The 18359-nt window shown below is 60.9% G+C and carries 7 protein-coding genes; all 7 read right to left on the bottom strand.

Translation table 11 applies throughout. The features are described from left to right. Nucleotides 1–115 precede the first annotated feature (115 nt). On the bottom strand, nucleotides 116–12985 hold the full coding sequence (locus I1M21_RS07225) for an InlB B-repeat-containing protein (RefSeq protein WP_195193040.1): 12870 nt from the start codon (nucleotides 12983–12985) through the stop codon (nucleotides 116–118). Between the two features lie 127 nt (nucleotides 12986–13112). Beyond that, on the bottom strand, nucleotides 13113–14255 hold the full coding sequence (locus tag I1M21_RS07220) for an aminotransferase class V-fold PLP-dependent enzyme (RefSeq protein ID WP_195193039.1): 1143 nt from the start codon (nucleotides 14253–14255) through the stop codon (nucleotides 13113–13115). Then, the gene (locus I1M21_RS07215; protein ID WP_195193038.1) at nucleotides 14252–14503 is read right to left on the bottom strand and encodes a putative Se/S carrier protein; all 252 of its coding nucleotides are present in this window, start codon (nucleotides 14501–14503) and stop codon (nucleotides 14252–14254) included. The genes I1M21_RS07220 and I1M21_RS07215 overlap by 4 nt, the downstream gene beginning before the upstream one ends. Nucleotides 14504–14522: 19 nt before the next feature. Beyond that, complete coding sequence (yedF, locus tag I1M21_RS07210) at nucleotides 14523–15149, bottom strand: sulfurtransferase-like selenium metabolism protein YedF (RefSeq protein WP_195193037.1); 627 nt, start codon at nucleotides 15147–15149, stop codon at nucleotides 14523–14525. Nucleotides 15150–15201: 52 nt separating this feature from the next. After that, nucleotides 15202–16257 carry a selenide, water dikinase SelD gene (gene selD, locus I1M21_RS07205; protein WP_195193036.1) on the bottom strand — a complete coding sequence of 352 codons (1056 nt, stop codon included), beginning with the start codon at nucleotides 16255–16257 and terminating at the stop codon, nucleotides 15202–15204. Then, a complete protein-coding gene (locus I1M21_RS07200) occupies nucleotides 16239–17468 on the bottom strand; it encodes a glycosyltransferase family 4 protein (RefSeq protein ID WP_195193035.1) in 1230 nt (409 codons plus the stop codon). The genes selD and I1M21_RS07200 overlap by 19 nt, the downstream gene beginning before the upstream one ends. A gap of 14 nt (nucleotides 17469–17482) precedes the next feature. Then, nucleotides 17483–18247, bottom strand: a complete 765-nt coding sequence (locus I1M21_RS07195) for an acyl-CoA dehydratase activase (protein ID WP_195193034.1) — start codon at nucleotides 18245–18247, stop codon at nucleotides 17483–17485. Nucleotides 18248–18359 lie beyond the last annotated feature (112 nt).

Genomic DNA, 18359 nt, shown 5'->3' with positions numbered 1-18359 from the left:
CACACCTTTCGGGTCGAAACAAAAACGGGACGGGCAAAATACCCGTCCCGCAAGTATAAACGCTTTAGCAGGCTACATCCTGCCAGGGCGTCAATCTGGCTGCCAAGCGAGTGCACTACGCGCCCGGATGGCGGCGACGCAGCAGCTCGAGCCCCAGCGCGACAAGCGCAACAGCACCCGCGGCCACAGCGACAGCCAACGGCGCACGATCGCCCGTATCGGCGAGCTGCTGAGCGCTCGACTTGGAAGACTCCTTCTTGCCGGAGTTTTCCGCGCCCGATGCCTTTGCCTTATCGGCTGCGGAGTCATCCGAGCTACCGGGTTTTGTCGGATCCTTTGAATCCGGCTGGTCGGAATCGGGCGTTCCGGGCTTTTCCGGCTCTGGCTTACTCGGGTTGTCAGGCTCGGGCTTATCCGGGTTTTCCGGGTCCGGCTTGTCCGGCTGATCAGGCTCCGGTTTATCGGGCTCAGGCTTGCCCGGGTCCGGCTGGTCAGGCTGGTCGGGCTCGGGCTTGTCCGGATCGGGAACCACCGGGTCCGGGTTGACAGGCTCCTGCTTCTTCACCGTCAGCGTACCGGGCTCAACCGTGACATCAAAGTTCGGGTCGGTGACCGTCGCCTCGATCTGGTACTCGCCCGCCGGGGAACTCTCATCGGCGACGCAGGAGTACTCGACCTTCACGCCCGAGGTATCGGCCGAGCTCTTTAGGCTTGAGGTAAAGGCGGGATTCATCTCCCCCTCGAAGCGTTCAGCATCGTCGACCTTCACCTTAAGCTTCGCCGGCGTAATCTTGAACTTGCGCGAGGCGGCGCCGATATACCCGTTGCTTCGCAACGTGGCTACAGCGCGGTACGTGCCGGCATCGGTCGGGGCCTCACTTGACGAATAGTGCGTGCCACCCGTCCCGTAATACCTAACCCTCAGATCACCCTCGCAGGCCTCGGGAGCCCCCGTGACCTCGGGCGCTTGGGCATCACCGCTGTAGACGAAGTTACCGCCCTCAAACGCGAGCTCAACCCGCTTCGCCTGAACGACCAGAACGAAGTGCGCGGTCACGGTCTTGTCCTGAGCGTCCTTGCACGTGATGTCAAAGGTAGACACTCCGGCCTTGGACGGGACGCCCGAGAGCGTCAGACCGCCCGCTGTGCGGGTGAGCTTAAACCCGTCGGGGAGCTTAGCGTCGTCCCACGCGTACTCATACGGAGCTTCGCCACCCGCGGCACCCGAAATCGTCGCGCGATACGTGCTATGCGCGCGTGCGACCGGCAGCAGACCGCCGTTGAACACGAGGGCATCCCGGGGCACAACGGAAACGACAGCGCGATCGCTTTCCACCTGCGCCTCGGTGCCGAGATAGCGCTGGGTGACGCGGCAGAAATACTCGCCGGCGCAATAGTCATCAAGGTTCTCAATGAGGAGTGTCTCCCCCGTCTCGCCCCCGAGCGCCACGGCCTCGCCTCCCACCATGTGGAACCATTGATAGGACAGTTCGACAACAGCGGCAGAACCCGTGGACGAGGACGCGTGGTCGAGGACGCCCTTGCCCGCCTCGGCAGCAACCGAGAGCACAACAGCATCGCCCTCGTGGGCATTCGCGTCCTGTGGCTGCGCGATCACCTTCGGAGCGTCTGCTTTCGCGAACTCGAACGTAATCTCGTGCGACGCAGTGACGCCACTCAGCGTGACCTCGTACGCTCCGCCCTCATAGCCGGAGATATCGAGATCGATGGCCTTGTCCGAGCCGGCTTCCGTGACCGTCACCCGCTCGAGGTAGCAGTCCTCGTCAGGCATCGCCGAGAGCGTCACGTCGCCGCCGGAATCAACGGTGACGGAAGCGTTGTCGACCGATCCGTTGACCGCCTTTGTCGTCACCTCAAAGCGTTCGGGCTTGTTCGGGTTATCGGGCTCGGGGTTGTCCGGATCGGGATTATCAGGATCAGGCTTGGGGCCCGGATCAGGGTTATCGGGCTCCGGATTATCCGGATCGGGGTTAGGACCAGGATCAGGCTGATCGGGATCCGGGTTGTCCGGGTCCGGAACCACCGGGTCGGGATCGACGGGCTCCTGCTTCTTTTTCACCGTCAGCGTTCCGGGCACGACCTCGACATCGAAGTTCGGGTCGGTGACCGTCGCGCCGATCTGGTACTCGCCAGCAGGAGAGCTCTCATCGGCATCGCAGGAGTACTCGACCTTCACGCCCGAAGTGTCAACCGCACTCTCTAGGCTCGAGGTAAACGCTGGGTTCGCCTCCCCCTCGAAGCGCTCGGCGTCGTCAACCTTCACCTTGAGCTTTGCCGGAGCGATCTCGAACTCACAGGCAGCGGCACCGGCGTAACCATGGCTTCGCAACGTTACCACAGCGCGGTACGTGCCGGCATCAGTCGGGGCCTCCGTCGAGGAATATTGCGTGCTTCCGGTACCGAAGTACCAGACCTTAAGGTCGCCTTTGCAGACCTTGGGGGCACCGGAAACTTCGGGCGCCTGCGGCGCACCATTAAAGGTAAAGTCGCCATCCGTGAACGATAGCTTTACGCGCTTTGCCTGGACAACGAGCGCAAAGGAGGCAGTCACGGCCTCGCCACGGGCATCCGTGCACGTGATATCGAAGGTGGAAACGCCCGTCCTGGACGGAACACCGGAGAGCGTCAGGCCGCCCGAAGTACGGGAGAGTTTGAACCCGTCGGGGAGCTTCGTCTTATCCCATGCGTACTCGTATGGAGCCTTGCCGCCCGTGGCCCCGGCAATCGTTGCGAGGTACGTGCTGTGGGTGCTCGCTGCCGGCAGCAGGTCGCCGTTAAACACAAGGGTGTCCCACGGCACGATGGAGACGGAGGCACAATCACTGTCCGTCTGCTTCTCAATACCAAGGTAGTGCTGAGTAATGCGGCAGAAATACTCGCCGGCCTGCTCGCCATCGAGGTCCGCGAGCGAGAGCGTCTCCCCCGTCTCGCCCTCGAGCGCCACGGCCTCGCCATCCACCATGCGGAACCACTGATAGGAAAGCTCAATCTCGGCAGCGCAACCCGTGGACGAGGCCGCGTGATCGTCGACGTTCTTGCCTGCCTCGGCCGCAACCGAGAGCACAGCCGAATCGCCCTCATGGACGCTTACGTCCTGCGGCTGCGCGACCACACGCGGAGCGTCCGCCTTCGCAAACTCGAACGTGACCTCCTGCGATGCGGTGACATCGCTCAACGTGACCTCGTACGCCCCGCCCTTGTAATCAGAAATGTCGAGGTCAACGGTCGCATCCGAGCCTGCCTGCGCGACCGTCACGCGCTCGAGGTAGCAGCCCTCGTCGGGCGTCGCCGAGAGGATCGCGTCCCCGCCCACAACAACCGAAACCGAAGCATTGTCGACCGAACCGTTGACTGCCTTCGCCGTCACCTTGTAGTGCTCGGGCTTCTTCTTGACCGTCAGCGTGCCGGGGTCGACTGCGACATCATAGTTCGGATCGGCGACCGCCGCGTCGATCTGGTACTCACCCACCGGCGATTTCTCATTCGCCGAGCAGAAGTACGTAACCTTTACGTCCGACGTGTCGCAACGACTCACCAAGCTGGAGGTAAACTCGGGGTTCTTCTGACCCTCAAAGCGCTCGGCATCGTCGACCTTCACCAGTAACTGGGCAGGTGCAACGGAAACCGTCAACTCGACGTCCTCGGCGGCAAGATAGTTACGCGAGGCAGCGGCATGGGCGACAACATGCGCCGTACCGGCGGCCTTCACCGTCGCACAGCGTCCCTTAATCGAAACCGGGCTCGCATCGTCATCGGAATCGACCAGCTCAAAGCTCACGGGAGTCTGGGCAACGTTGTTAAACACAATGGGGTCTCCACCGTACACACCCGAATAGCTCGTCGTTCCCGTAATGACCTGGCTTGCCTTTGCAATCGAGAACTCGGCGGACTTTTTACCCTGATAGTTGGAGTCAGTCACCTTAACCGTGACGCGGTAGTTGCCACTGTCGCACGGCTCCAGCGCCGTCGGACCATAGGACGTTCCATCTATGCCGCGATAGGTAACGGAATAGGCAGACGCATCAAGGCCGGCAACCGCAACCGCCGCACCGTGTCGTGCGCCATCGTATGTCACATCAGACGTCTCGATCGAAATATCGACCGGGGCCTTCTCAATCGTGAAGTCACAGGAGGCATTACCGACATATCCCTTGGCGTCGAGCGTCACCACCGCACGATACGTGCCGGCATCCACCGGCGCCTGATCCGACGAGTAATGCGTATCGCCCGTGCCAACATAGGTCAGTTTGACATCGTCCTCGCAACCCTCGGGCACACCCGAAAGCTCCGGGGCCTGCGCCGTCGCGTTATAGACAAAGCTCTGGCCTTCAAACGCGAGCGATGGTTCCTTCGCCTTCACGACCAGCACAAAATGCGCTACGCGCTTATTACCCAGGTCATCGGTGCACGAAATCTTAAAGCGACAAACACCCGTAGCCGCAGGCACGCCCGAGAGCACCAAGGCGCCCGATCCGTCATCTGCCAGCGTCAGCCGCATGCCCTCAGGAACCTCAACATCATCCAAGTTATACGCATACGGTGCCTTGCCGCCCGTAGCGCCGGCAATCTGCGCACGGTATTCATCGTGAGCGGTCGCCACCGGCAGCACACGCCCGTTAAATACAAGTGCTTCTCGCGGCACGATGGACACCGTCGCATGCTTGGTATCCGTCTTTGTCACCGTGCCCAGATAGCTCTGCGTAATGCGGCAGAAATACTCGCCCTCGCCCTCGCTGTCGAGCTGGGCAATCGAGAGGGTCTCCCCGGTCTCGCCCTTCAACGCCACCGACTTGCCGCCATCGGCAGTCACGCGATACCACTGGTAGCCCAGCATAACGTCGGCGGCAGAACCCGAAGATACGGCGGCGTGGGCGCGAACGTTACGCCCCGCCTCGGCGGCGACCGAAAGCTCAACCGGATCGCCCTCGTAAGCACTCGCATCCTGAGGCTGGGCAAGCACCTTCGGAGCCGCAGCCTTCGCAAACTCAAACGTGACCTGCTGCGGAGCACTCACGCCGCTCAGTGTGACCTCGTACGCCCCGCCCTGGTAGTCGGAAATATCGAGGTCATAGGCATTGCCGGCCGAACCGTCCTCGCCAGCCTTTTCCGCAACGGTCACGCGCGTCAGGTAGCAGCCTTCATCGGGCGTCGCCGAAAGCGTCACCTTGCCATCCGTAGCGACCGAAGCAGTCTCTGGATCAACCGATCCGTTGACCGCCTGCGCCGTCACCTTGTACCTGGGTGCCTCCGCAAAGCGCGCTTCGACGGTCATGTTGTCTTCGGGGACAAACGTCCAAACTGCATCCGTGCTCAGCGGCTCATCGCCCAACGACCCGTCATCGTTACGCGTATACCACCCATCGAACACATAGCCCGCATCGGGAACGGCAGTCAGGGTCGTGGACTCACCGTTCTCGACTTCGTTGGTCACGGCATAGCCCAGAGATTCGTCCTCGAAGGAACCCTCGACGTGCCCGCCCTGACGCGAATCCACCGCCGTGACCGTCATCGACGCCCGCTCATAAACGGCCGTAAAAGTACGGTTGCCGAACACTACGCGGTTGATCACCGGCGTAAAGCCCACAGGCAGGCCGTTCTCGTCAACCCAGTATTTAAACTTCCAGCCCTTATGCGGCACGGTAAACATAATCGCCGCGGAGTGGTAGGAGCTGCCGGTACCGAGCGCAACCATGCTAAAGCCCGCACCCTTGGGGTACGTCGCGACCTGCACATCGCAGCCCGTCTCATAGAACACAGCCGTGAGCTGCCTGTTCTCCTTGGCGGTGCCGATATAGAACGCGCTATAGCTCACCGTGACGCCCGCATCGTCGACCCAGTGCGAGAAGTGGTACTTCTTCCACGGAATCGCGATCGCCATATACATGTCGCCCCTGTCGTAGGACCTGCTACCGGCAGGAATGCCGTCGACCAGAAGGGCCGTACCGCGGAAGATGGACGACCCCGTGACGGTGATGGTCACCTGTCCATCGGATTCGAACTGCGCGTAGTACGTCATATCTTGCGTGGCGGTCACATCGAGGGTCGTCGCGGTCTCGACAATCGAGGTACCCTCCTTGTCGGTGCTCCAGCCCACAAAGCGATAGCCCATACCGGCCACAGCCGTCAGCTCCACCTGATCGCCTACGGCAAAGCTGCCGCTGCCCGTAACACGGCAGCCCCTGCTCGAAGCCTTGTCCTTCACCACGACCTCGCCCGAAACGGTCACCTCGTACGGATCGGCAAACACAGCCTGAATATCCAGCGTGTCGTCCTCGAGCCCCTCAACCATATCCTTGTCGAGCTTAACCCAGCAATGGGCGTCACAACTCAGCAGTGACTTGTTGCCCTCGGTGTCCAGAACATACCAGCCAACAAAACGCTTAGTCCCCATGGGCGTAGCGTTGAGTTCGACCGTATCGCCGAATTGATAAGAGCCCTCGCCGCTCAGGGTGCCCACGCTATCGTCACTCGCGCTCAAAACGACCTGGTAGGACTTAGGCGCAAAGGTCGCCATATAGGTGGCATCGCCCGTGACCTTAACGGTATAGTCGGCGTTCTCGCTGACTGTCTCGCCCTTGTCGTCCGTCCAACCCGCAAACGAATACCCGGTGCTGGCGATCGCACGAAGCGTTGCGCGATCACCGGACTCATAGCCGCCAAAGCCGCTCACGGCTCCACCCTCGGCAGGCGAAGCAACGGTATGCACGACATACGAACCCGATGCAAAGACGGCGTAGAGCGACGTGTCCTCACGCACGGTAAATCGATAGGTTTTCTTAGAGCTCACACACGTACCGTTACGGAACCAGCCCACAAAAGCCGTATCCTCGGCGGCGACCGCACGCACGGTGACAACTTGCCCGGCGGCATACGTCCCCGCTCCCTCGACCGAGCCCATGCTCTCTTCGCACGAGACGTCCACCGTGTATTGTTTTGCCGAGAACACGGCTTGGAGCGTCGTGTCAGACGTCGGCACCACGTGATAGGTGCTGTCACGGCTTACCACGGCGCCCGAAGCATCGGCCCAATACTCAAACGCGAAGCCCGAAAGCGTGTGCGCCGTCAGCGTGGCGGCGTGCCCCGCCTCAACGGTACCTGTACCCTCGACCCAGCCGGCGACGCTCGATTCGACCAGCGAACCGGTGCCGGAATCGACTACCGTCGTGGCGTCGACTTCATAGCTTTTTGCCATAAAGCGAGCGACGTGCACATGGGTGCGCTCCTGATGGCAGGTGAACTCCGCATCGGCAGACTCAAACGTGCCGTCGGCCGTATACCAACCAGTAAAGACGTAACCGGGATTGGGCGTCGCCTTAAGGGCAACCTCCGCGCCGCGGTCGGCAAGGATTCGGCTCGCCTTGACGGTGCCGCCCTCCGCAGGATCGGCGAGGGGCACGCAGACGGTATCAATAGGCACAAAGGCCGCGGTAATAACGCAGTGCCCGGTTTTACCGCGAGCTTTGGCGACCAACGAGGTCTCGTGCTTAAGGCTCTTCAGGCGACCATTGACGTACCAACCCCAGAACAAAAAGCCTGGATGGGCCTTGGCCGTCAGGGTAAGGGTCTCCCCCAGCTTGAACTTATCGGTCGTAGGCTTCACCACGGTCCCGTTGCACGTCACGGTACCGCCGAGCCACGAATCGGCCGTGACCATGACCTCGGGCTTTGAGTCGGTAAAGATCGCGGTATAGGTATCGCTCTTGGTAACCTTAACAACCAGCTCGGCGGTGTCGTACTCCTCACCGGAGTCATCCTTCCAATGGTCAAAGCGGTAGCCGTCGTTGGGCTTCGCCTTGAGTATCACCGTATCGCCGTATCCGCAGGTAACCGAAGATGCCCCCGGATGCCCCTCGATCTCGACCGTACCGCGCTCCACAAAGGTCTTCTTGGCCTTTGCCTCCACGGTATACGTGTTTTCCTCAAACACCGCACGCACGGTACATTCCACGTCCTCGGGATAGAACTCAAGGTAGCTCGGGTCGGTACCTAAAAGCAGATCCGTCTTGGCGTCGTACCAGCCCTTAAAGGTAAATTGCTTGCTCGCCTCGGCCGTGAGCTCAATGCTCAGCGTGGCAGGCTCGCCCTTCATGCAGTAGCCCTCGCCGTGCACCAAATACTTGCCCGCCATGGCCGCGGCAGGCTCAACGACAACGTCCACCTTGCAGGCACGCGTAAACTTTGCTTGGATCACGCAGTCGGTAATGGGCTCAAAGGAATAGGAGCGCTCGCTCGAAACCAGCGTCGAGGTAACATCCGAACCGCCGTTGCTCAGATACCAACCGTCAAAGATATAGCCCTCGGATGGCGTGGCCTCCGCGGTCACGCGCTCGCCTTCGGGAACCTCGAGCACCATGCCGGCAGTCTCGCCGCGCTTCAGCGTAACGGTGCCGCCCTCGAGCGGGTCGGCCTCGGCACGCACAGTATGCGTATCCCTGCCGTCCATCACGGCCTCGATCCGGGCATTGCCGTTAACGCGGTATTCGCAAACTTCCTGCTTGTTGGCAATCGTGATGCCCTGTGCATCGGTTTCGCGCCACTCCACAAACCGGTACGTCTTCTCCGGATTGTCGGGGCGCACCTTGGGCCGCACCGTAAACGTGAGAATGTCTCCATCCTTCGCGCGAACCTTGCCGTCCACGACCGGCAAGCCATCGCACAGGACCTCGGCGCTGTCGAAGGGATCGGTGTTTACCAGAATGGTCTTGTCCGCCTTGCGGAAACGTGCAACCAGATGGCGATCGACCTCAGCCTTAAAGATATACGTACGCTCGGGCGAAACCTCGATACCGTCCTCGAACCATCCCACAAAGGCATAGTCGGGGCCCTCGCTCGCGGTGACCATGGCCTGGTCGCCACGCGTAATGCTCTGCTTTACAGGGCTTGCGGTGCAGCCTGTCGAAAAATCGGCCTGGATGCCATCGGCTTCGGCGACCGCCGTGACCTCGACTTTTTTCTCAAAGACGGCTGTCATTTTTACGACCTCGGGCGTCAGGTCCGTGATCGTCATCGTCTTGAGAGGAGATGTCGAGACCTCGACGCCGTTCTCTTTCCAACATACGAAGCGATAGCCGGGATTTGCGACAGCCTCGAGCGTGGCGACCGTCCCCTCATAGTGGATACCGCCTCCGGTAACGACGCCGCCAACCTCGGGCTGCGCGGTGGCAATAATTTCGATCTTGTGGTCGCCATGAGGCTTGGGCTTCTTGTGGTCGTCGATGATGTCTTTAATCTCCTTGAGCACCTTGGTGCCCACAGCGGCAACATCCTCGATGTTGTCGGCCATACCGATCTCGATTACCGCATCGGCCGCGATGGGGTCGACGATCTCGCCCAGCCCATACATGGTAGCGAGGACGGCCGCAGCCGTAATCGCGGCGATGAGCGCGGCCTTAAGCGCCGCGAGTGACTCGTCGGGGTCAGTCGCCTCGCGGAAATGCGCGGTATACTGCACATCCCCCTCGAGCACAAACGTGTAGGACGGACCATCGTCGCCGGTAAAGACAACATTGCCGAGGGCATCGGTCGCGTAGTCAAACACATAGCCAGGCATTGGCACCGCCACGACCGTTACGCGCGACCCAATACCGTAAAGACCGGTAGAGAGAAACTGTCCGAGCGGCTGCCCGTCCTCATCGACCCCGTCCACACTCAGCACAACGCTCGCCTGCGGGGCGCAGTAGCGCGGCGTGATCTCGATCCTCGCGTCAGTTTTGTCCTCGGACACAATCGCGTCCGCCTTGTCCACCGTATAGGTAAAGTCGAGCTGATCGCTCACGGCGTACGCATCATCGCCCTCGCCCAGATACCAGCCCAGGAACAGGGCATTGTCCGTGACGGCGGAAACCTCAACCGTCTCGCCGGCATTGCGATAGCAGTTTTGGGCGGCAACACTCAGGTGCGCAAAATCCTGCGACGAATCGGTCGCCTGCGCATCGTTGACATGCACCGCATAGTCCTTGAGCTTAAAGCGCGCCTCGAGGGACAGATCCTTATTCGGCGTAAACGTGTAGACCGTCTCTTTGGAAATGTACTCGCCGGACTCGGTATCATACCAGCCCTTAAAGGTAAGGTTGTCGTTGAGCATCCCCAAAGAACCGGCATCGAGCGTGACCTCGGTGCCCGCATCGAGCGTCATCGAGCCAGAAACATCGGGCAGCTCAACGCCGTCCATCAGCTTGCGTTCGCCTTTGTCGATCGTTTGGGCATAGGAGATCTGGAACGATGTCGGCGCGGGCTTCTTAAGCTGTAGCGTGCCCTTGGTCTGGGTTTCAAAATGCGAATAGCCATCGTCATACACGAGTTTGATGGGCTGTCCGTCCATCGACTCGTCAAAGACATCACCGTCGCAGGGAGTCGCCGTAAGGTACTCGCCGAGCTCTTCCTTTATGAGGGCCTCGTAGTTCCAAATCGATACCGAATGCGGGTAATCGAGCTCGACGCTCATCCCCTCGAGCGAAATGGTGTCCCCGGGCTCATAGGTCATGTTGGTAGGATCGTGCGAGATTTCAACGTTCTTGAGCACCTTGCCCACCGGGACGGGTAGGCAGCCATTGCACCTCTCCCAAACAGCTTTGGGATGCCCGTTAGCATACTTCGGAATCATCTTTGCGGGGACCATAACCGTCATGTTGTACTTGGGAAACGTGTCGGTGTTAATGAGCACCGCATGGTTGCAGGCAAGAAATACGGTCTCGAGATTGGTGTCGCAAAACGCCTTGTCCGGCAGCTCCTCGATCTTGGAGTTATAGGGAAGCGTCAGCCCGCCACTCAAGTCAGTGCCATAGAAGCAGGTGTGGCCAAGCGTTTCGACTGTTGTATTGCTCTCGAGCCCCGTGGTAGCAAGGCTCGAGCAGTGTCTGAACGCGCAAACGCCAACCGATGTAATGGAGGTGTTCTTGTCCAGACCGGTATCGGTCAGAGCTTTGCAGCCGTCGTAGGCCCTGTCGGGAATCGATGTGAGGCCAACAATCTTGTCGAGTCCCGTCGAAACCAGCCCGCTCCCGGCAAAAGCAGCCTCGCCCATCGAGCCGATGGTGGCGGTCTCGTTGATATTCAGGCTCGTAAGCGACTTGCAGCCATAGAATGCCTCTTTCCCGATGGTACCGATGGTCATGCCGGAAAGGCTGATATCGGTGAGATTCGGGCAATTATAGAAGGCGTGCAGTCCAATTTTAGAAATGGAGCTGTTCTCAAAGCGCACTGAGCGCAGATTGGTCGAGTCGGCACAGAGCTGTGCATCGACTTCATCCACTCCGTAATCGACAATCAAATTCGTTACCATTCGACCGTCGACGGAGTTCTCGCGCGGGTTGTTCTCATCAATCTCTACCGTAAGGTTTCCGTTTGCGTCGCACGGATACAGATAGTAGTTGGGCATGAGCTTGGCATACTCGTAGGCCGCCTGCTGCAGGTTGCCCTTGCTGTACGTGACAAGGCGTGTGTAGCCGTCGTCATACACCAGCTGTATGGGCTCTCCGTCCATCGAGTCATCGAAGACGTCGCCGTCGCAGGGGGACGCCGTAAAGTACTCGCCGAGCTCTTCCTTTATAAGAGCCTCGTAGTCGCCATCCGTCGTCGAATGAGGATATTGAAATGTGACGCTCATGCCCTCGAGCGAAATGGTGTCACCCTGCTGATAGGTCATCTTGTCGGGATCGCGCGAGACCTTAATCTTTTGGAGCACCTTGCCCACGGGAACGGGCAGGCTGCCATTGCAACTCTCCCAAACCTCTTTGGGGCGGCCGCTTTCGTATTGCGAAACCATCTTGGCTGGAACCATAACCGTCATGTCGTACTTGGGAAACGTGGTGGAATTAATGAGCACCGCATGGTCACACCCAAGGTACACGGTTTCGAGCTTAGAGTCAGAGAACGCACAACTCGGCAGTTCTTCGATCTTGGAATAAAGGGGCAGCGCCAGCCCGCCGCTCATATTGGTCCCAGAGAAGCAGCATTCGCGGAGCGTCTCGACCGTTGTATTGCTCTCGAGTCCCGTCGTCGCAAGGCGCGAGCAGTTATTGAACGCGTCGGCACCGATTGATGTGATGGAGGTATTCTTATCCAGACCAGTATCGGTCAGAGCCTTGCAGCCGTCGTAGGCCATGAGAGGAATCGACGTGAGGCCAACAACCTTATCGAGTCCCGTCGACACCAGTCCACTCTCGGCAAACGCGGCGTCGCCCATAGAGCCAATGGTGGCAACCTCGTTGATGTTCAAACTCGTAAGCGACTTGCAGCCATAGAATGCCTCTTTCCCGATGTGACCGATAGCCATACCGGAAAGGCTGATATCGGTAAGGTTCGGGCAGTTATAGAAGGCGTGTGTTCCGATTTTAGAAATTGAACTGTTCTCAAAGCGCACTGAGCGCAGATTAGTCGAATCGGCACAGAGCTGTACGTCGACCAGATCCGTCCTGTAATCGATAATCAAATTCGTTACCATTCGGCCGTCGACGGAGTTCTCGCGCGGGTTGTTCTCATCAACCTCTACCGTGAGATTTCCGTCTGCGTCGCACGGATACAGATAGTAGTTCGGCATGAACTTGGCATACTCGTAGACCGTTGGCTCGTACGTGAGGGCATCGACTTCGCTGTCGTCGGACGGGGGCTCCGCCGTAGCAGCCAGGCTCCTTGCGGCATCCGAATCGGTAGCAGCGCCCGCAAGGTCTTGGGCCAGACTCGACGCGGGAGTGCTGGCATCAGAGCTGGACGATTTGTTCTGAGCGTCATCAGTCGTGTCGGAAGTTGCGGATGAACCGCCCTCCCCCGAAGACGACGCGCTATCGCCCGTCTTGGCATCAGCGTCAGAGTCCGAGTCGGTCTCTTGGGCCTCGTTTTCGACAGCAAGCGCCTCGGTATCATCGGCATAGGCCGTGCTGGGCGCAAGGGGTATCGAGGTCACGACCATCGCGACCGAAAGATAGACGACCAAAAACCTATAGAGGGCAGCAGTGATCCTGTTCATAGGAACCTTCCCGCAATTCGCAAAGATACCGAGGACCCAGTGCGGGCCATCATCTCACAATACCCTGTATAAGCGACAATGCGGGAAGGTTGCGCAAACGGTTTATCTAAGGGCGCAGAAGGTTGGTCTAATCGCAGCTCAAATCGCGCAGAGCCTCAATCGCCGTGTCGACTTCCTCATCCGTGTTGAAATAACCAAACGAGAAGCGAACCACGCCCTGGCGCTCGGTCCCCAGCGCGCGGTGCATGAGCGGAGCGCAATGGGCACCGGGGCGCGTCGCAATCCCCCACCCTTGCATAAGCGCGTCGGAAATCTCAGCCGAATCGACATCGCCCACGTTGAGCGAAACGATTGCCGAGCGCGCTGGCTGGTCAAAGGCGCCGTAGAGCGTAATGCCCGGAATCTCGCGCACGCCAGCGAGGAAACGATCGGCCAGCGCGCGCTCGTGAGCCGCAATCGCCTCAACCCCGCCCTGGGCCTCGATAAAGTCGAGACCGGCGGAAAGACCTGCGATACCATGGCCGTTAAGTGTGCCCGCTTCCAGTCGCGTAGGCCACTCCATCGGCTGCAACGCATCGAAGCTGTGCACACCCGTGCCGCCCATGGCCCACGGCGCCACGTCGACGCCCTCAGCCACGGCCAGGCCACCGGTACCCTGCGGACCCATAAGCCCCTTATGGCCGGTAAAGCATACAATGTCGAGCCCCATGCCCCGCATGTCAATCTTCGCCGTGCCGGCAGACTGCGAAGCATCGACGATCGCCAACGCGCCGGCCGCATGCGCGATGGCCACCACGCGCGCAATGTCGACCGCGTTACCGGTCACATTGGAGGCGTGCGTCACCACCACGGCGCGCGTACCGGACGTGACCAGCCGCTCGAGCTCGTCGTAGTCGAGCACGCCGTTCGCGTCGCAGCCCGCATGCTCAACGGTCACGCCCTGCTCTGCCGCCAGGCGGTTGAGCGGACGCAGCACGGAGTTGTGCTCGAGCACCGTCGTGACCACGCGGTCGCCGGGGCGCACCACGCCATTGATGACGGTATTGAGCGCCGCGGTGGAGTTGGGCGTAAAACAAACATGATCGGCCCGCGGGCAGCCCAGCAAGCGCGCAAGCTTGGCGCGGCAGCCGTGGATGGTACGCGCCGCATCGAGCGCACCCGACGTCGCGCCGCGTCCGGCATTGCCGAGCGAGCACATCGCCTGGGTCACGGCATCGATGACCGTTTGCGGCTTATGCATAGTCGTCGCCGCGTTATCCAGGTAGATCATCGCACGACCTCCCACATGTCGATCACCGTAAAGCCCTCAGTGGGAACGCCTGCCGCAGCAAGCTCGCCGCGCAGCAGGTCCTCATCTGCAGGCAGGGCTTTCCACGCCAGACCGCAGCCAGCGGCGACCTCCCCGGGCACGGGAATCGTTCGCCCGGGAAGGCCGCGCTCGATACACAGGGACTCGCAGCCCATGGCGGCCGCCGTGGTAGGAAACGTGATGACAAGCGCCGGGCGCTTCTCCCTCATGGCAACTCCAACCAATACGCTACGGGCGCACAACGCGCACGGCCTGCTCCATCTTCTCCACGATCACGTACATGTTGGTGACCTCGCCCACCGCCAGCTGGTCCTTAATGCCATAGTGATCGAGGCAGGTGCCGCAGGTGAGGATCTCGACGCCCTGCTCGGCCAGGCCCTTCAGGTCGTCGAGCACCGGCGAGCCCTCGACGGTGAGCTTGGCGCCGCCGTTGTAGAACAGCATAGTCGCGGGCAGCTCCTCCTGCTGCGTCACGGCAAAGATAAACGCCTTCATGAGCTTGTGGCCCAACTCGTCGTCGCCACGGCCCATGCAATCGGTGTAGACGGAAATGACGAGTTTGCCCTTGCCGGCGCTGGCGTCGCAAAAAGCAACACCGTCCTGCTCGGGGTCCGCAACGGCCACGGCACCGGCGGTCACGACAGTCACGTGCCACTCGGCGTCCGAGATCTTCTCGACCGAGGCCGTGCAGCCCTTCTCCTGCGCCATCTTGGAGATGTTCTTGACGGCGGTCTCGTTATCGACCGCAGTCACGACGGCGCCCTCGCCATTAAGCTGTTTGAGTGCCTTAAGCGTCTTGACGACGGGCAGCGGGCAGGCATCGCCCATGGCATTGACTTCAATTTTGGTAGACATAGTTATTCCTTTCGAATGAGACCGCCCCAGAACGCGGCGGTCAAATTAACGATTACAACGAACGTACAACGCGAACAGCGGGACCGTCCGGCACCGGCTCGCACACGCGACCGACAACGGCGGCGATGCGACCTTCGGCATGCAGGCGGCTCGCAAGCTCATCCACATCGGCGGCAGACGCCGCAATGAGCAACCCGCCCGAGGTCTGCGGATCGTACAGTGCATCCAACATGCTCGGCTCCAAGTCATCGTCGGCCGCCACGCGCGGGCCAAAGAAGTCCTGGTTGCGGTAGGCACCCGCCGGGATAATGCCCAGACGCGCCATGTCGAGCACCTGATCAAAGAGCGGCACCACCCCGGACGCAAGCTCAATCTGCACGCCCGAACCCTCGGCCATCTCGCATGCATGCCCGATCAGGCCAAAGCCTGTGATATCGGTACAGCCGTGAAGCTCAAGTCCCTCGGACAGACGAATCGGCGCCTCGTTGAGCGTGCGCATCGAGTCAAACATGGCTGCGGCCTCGTCCTGCTCGATAAGCTCGCCCTTAATGGACGTGGTGATAATGCCCGAGCCGACCGCTTTGGTCAGCAGCAGGACATCGCCCACGCGCGCGCCGCTGTTGGCGAGCATGCGGTCGAGCGCGACAAAGCCGCTCACGGACAGGCCGTACTTGGGCTCGTCGTCGTTGATGGTATGGCCGCCCGCGATGGAGCAACCCGCCTCGACGCACTTGTCGGCGCCGCCCGCCAGAATCTGACCGGCAACCTCGATGCCCAGACAACTGGGTATGCAGAGTAGGTTCATGGCATGGCTCGGCCGCCCGCCCATGGCGTAGATGTCCGACAGCGAGTTGGCCGCGGCAATCTGGCCAAACAGAAACGGGTCGTCGACCATCGGCGGGAAGAAGTCGATGGACTGCACAAGCCCCAGGTTCTCCCCTACGCGGAAGACACTCGCATCGTCAGAGGTATCGAACCCCACGAGCAAGTTGTCGTTATGCACATTTGGCAAGTCGCCCAGGACCTGGGCGAGGGCTCCAGGAGCCAACTTAGCGGCTCAACCGCTCGCGGCCGTCATAGACGTGAGCCTCATGGTGTCCTTAGCCATACGAACCTCCCTTCCAACAAATCAACGACTTTAAGTATACGCGCCAGGCACGCTTCCCAAGAGACCGCCGACGGCTCGAACGTCGAAGGCGGAGCCGCAAGCGCCTGCGCGATAGCATCTGCCAGTGCGCGCTCAAACAACGGAAGGTCGGCCGCCACGGGCGTGTCGACATCCGTCATACGCGGCGACGCCACCCACGTCACGGGAGCACCGGGAAGCATCGCCTCCATCCAGGGACGAACGCCGGGCAAATCGGTCGCCACAACTTTGCAGCCGCACGCGAGGGCCTCAATCGTCACGAGCGGCAGACCCTCGTAAAACGAAGGCAGCACAAAAACGTCGGAACTGCGGTAGGCACGCACGAGCTCATCGCTATCCAGGCGCCCCGCCAGCGTCACCGGCACATCCGAGGCCGCGGTCAAGCGCTCGATACGCGCGTACTCGGCATCGTCCCCGCGGCCGCCCACAAGTACCAAGCCAGATGGGCGGACGCCATCGTCAATCGGCAATGACACGGCTCGAACCAGCGACTCGACGCCCTTTTTAAAGCAAATCTTGCCCACGTACACAAGCGATCCCGGCTGCCTCGCCACGCTTGCGTCGCGACAGAAGACGCGATGGTCGTAGCCCGTCCCAATCACGTGGATGCGATCGGTATCGACGCCGCACACCAGGCTAATCTGCTCAGCCTGCTCAGCATGGAGCGCAAAGACGGCATCGAGCCGACGAACCGCACTTACGATGCGATCGCGCTCGAGCGCATGCGAACGCAGCTGGCGCAGGTCGGTCGAATGGCACACTGCAACAACTGGCACGCCCCGGACACACTCGCGCGCCAATGCGGTCACCAGATACAGGTGATGGCAGAGCACCAGATCGGGCCGAAACTCAGCCACCGCCCGATCGATTGCAGCAGCAAATGCCCGCTCAAATGCCTTGAGCATCGAAGGCGTCAGATCACGATAGCGTGTAGAGGGATAGGGCATGACATCGGACATACCGCAGATGGGAAACGGCAGCTCGGGCGACTCGAACGGTACGGCAAACACGGCAGCACGTCGGTCCAGCTCGCCTTGGGTATCACCCGGAGCCGCGCCGCAAAGCACGGCGGCGCGATGCCCCGTCTCGATCTGTTCGCGCACGAGCGCGGCAAGGTAGGTGCCGCTGCCGGTGCTATCTGGTTTTTGTGCCGAGATATTGAGGATGCGCATGTCGCGGTACACCCCTAGGCCAAGGCGGCGGCGCGAATCGCCGCGCCGATGGCACCGGCAAAGCGAGCCTGGGGCGAGGTGGTCACCGGCGACCCCAGTAGCTCGCCCAACCGCTCCACCACGAAGGCATTCTCGCACAGGCCACCGGTCAGGTAGTATGGAGCGCCCGCGGCCTGCCCGGCCATGGTCGCCACGCGCGAGACCACGCTGTCGATCACGCCACGCGCAATGTTCTCGCGCGGCTCGCCGCGACCGATCAGGCTGATGACCTCGCTTTCGGCAAACACCGTGCACATGCTGGAAATCTTGGTAGGCTCGCCGGTGCGGGCGAGGTCTGCCATCTGCTGCTGGGTAATGCCCAGGCGGTCGGCCATGATCTCCAAAAAGCGCCCCGTGCCGGCGGCGCACTTGTCGTTCATGGCAAATTTGGCCACGCGGCCGCCTTTAAGCTGGATGACCTTGGTGTCCTGACCACCCACATCGATCACGGTGCCATGGTCACCAAACAGACGCACGGCACCGGTGCCGTGGCAGGTGATCTCGGTCACGACCTTGTGCGCATAGGGCACGGCAACACGGCCGTAGCCAGTCGCGACCACGCGAGCATCTTCGGCCGTCACGTCATAGCCGGCCGCTGCCAGTGCCTCGCGCAGCCGCTCGGAAGCATCGACCGAGGAGAACCCGGTTGGCTGCACGCACGTCCACGCCACCGAACCCTCCCCGTCGACCACAGCAGCCTTAGCCGCCGTAGACCCGATATCGATCCCGATCCCTATCATGGCTCTCTTCCAATCTAAACATCAAAGGTAGCGGCGCGTTCAGGCGCCTTAGCTCTAGGTTTCTCAGGTGCCGGAGATTGCCCCGAAAGAGGAGCGCAGCGTACTTTGGGTA

Origin of the sequence: Collinsella aerofaciens (genome assembly GCF_015546965.1) — a bacterium.
GTDB classification, from domain to species: Bacteria; Actinomycetota; Coriobacteriia; order Coriobacteriales; family Coriobacteriaceae; genus Collinsella; species Collinsella aerofaciens_X.
The sequence above is the reverse complement of the archived record's forward strand: the minus strand, read 5'-3'. Positions and strand labels throughout refer to the sequence as shown.

Bases quoted from the DNA above. Each gene is read 5' to 3' on its own strand.
- I1M21_RS07225 (WP_195193040.1), bottom strand. From the start codon at position 12,985: ATGAACAGGATCACTGCTGCCCTCTATAGGTTTTTGGTCGTCTATCTT.
- I1M21_RS07200 (WP_195193035.1), bottom strand. From the start codon at position 17,468: ATGCGCATCCTCAATATCTCGGCACAAAAACCAGATAGCACCGGCAGC.
- I1M21_RS07195 (WP_195193034.1), bottom strand. From the start codon at position 18,247: ATGATAGGGATCGGGATCGATATCGGGTCTACGGCGGCTAAGGCTGCT.
- yedF (WP_195193037.1), bottom strand. From the start codon at position 15,149: ATGTCTACCAAAATTGAAGTCAATGCCATGGGCGATGCCTGCCCGCTG.
- I1M21_RS07215 (WP_195193038.1), bottom strand. From the start codon at position 14,503: ATGAGGGAGAAGCGCCCGGCGCTTGTCATCACGTTTCCTACCACGGCG.
- I1M21_RS07220 (WP_195193039.1), bottom strand. From the start codon at position 14,255: ATGATCTACCTGGATAACGCGGCGACGACTATGCATAAGCCGCAAACG.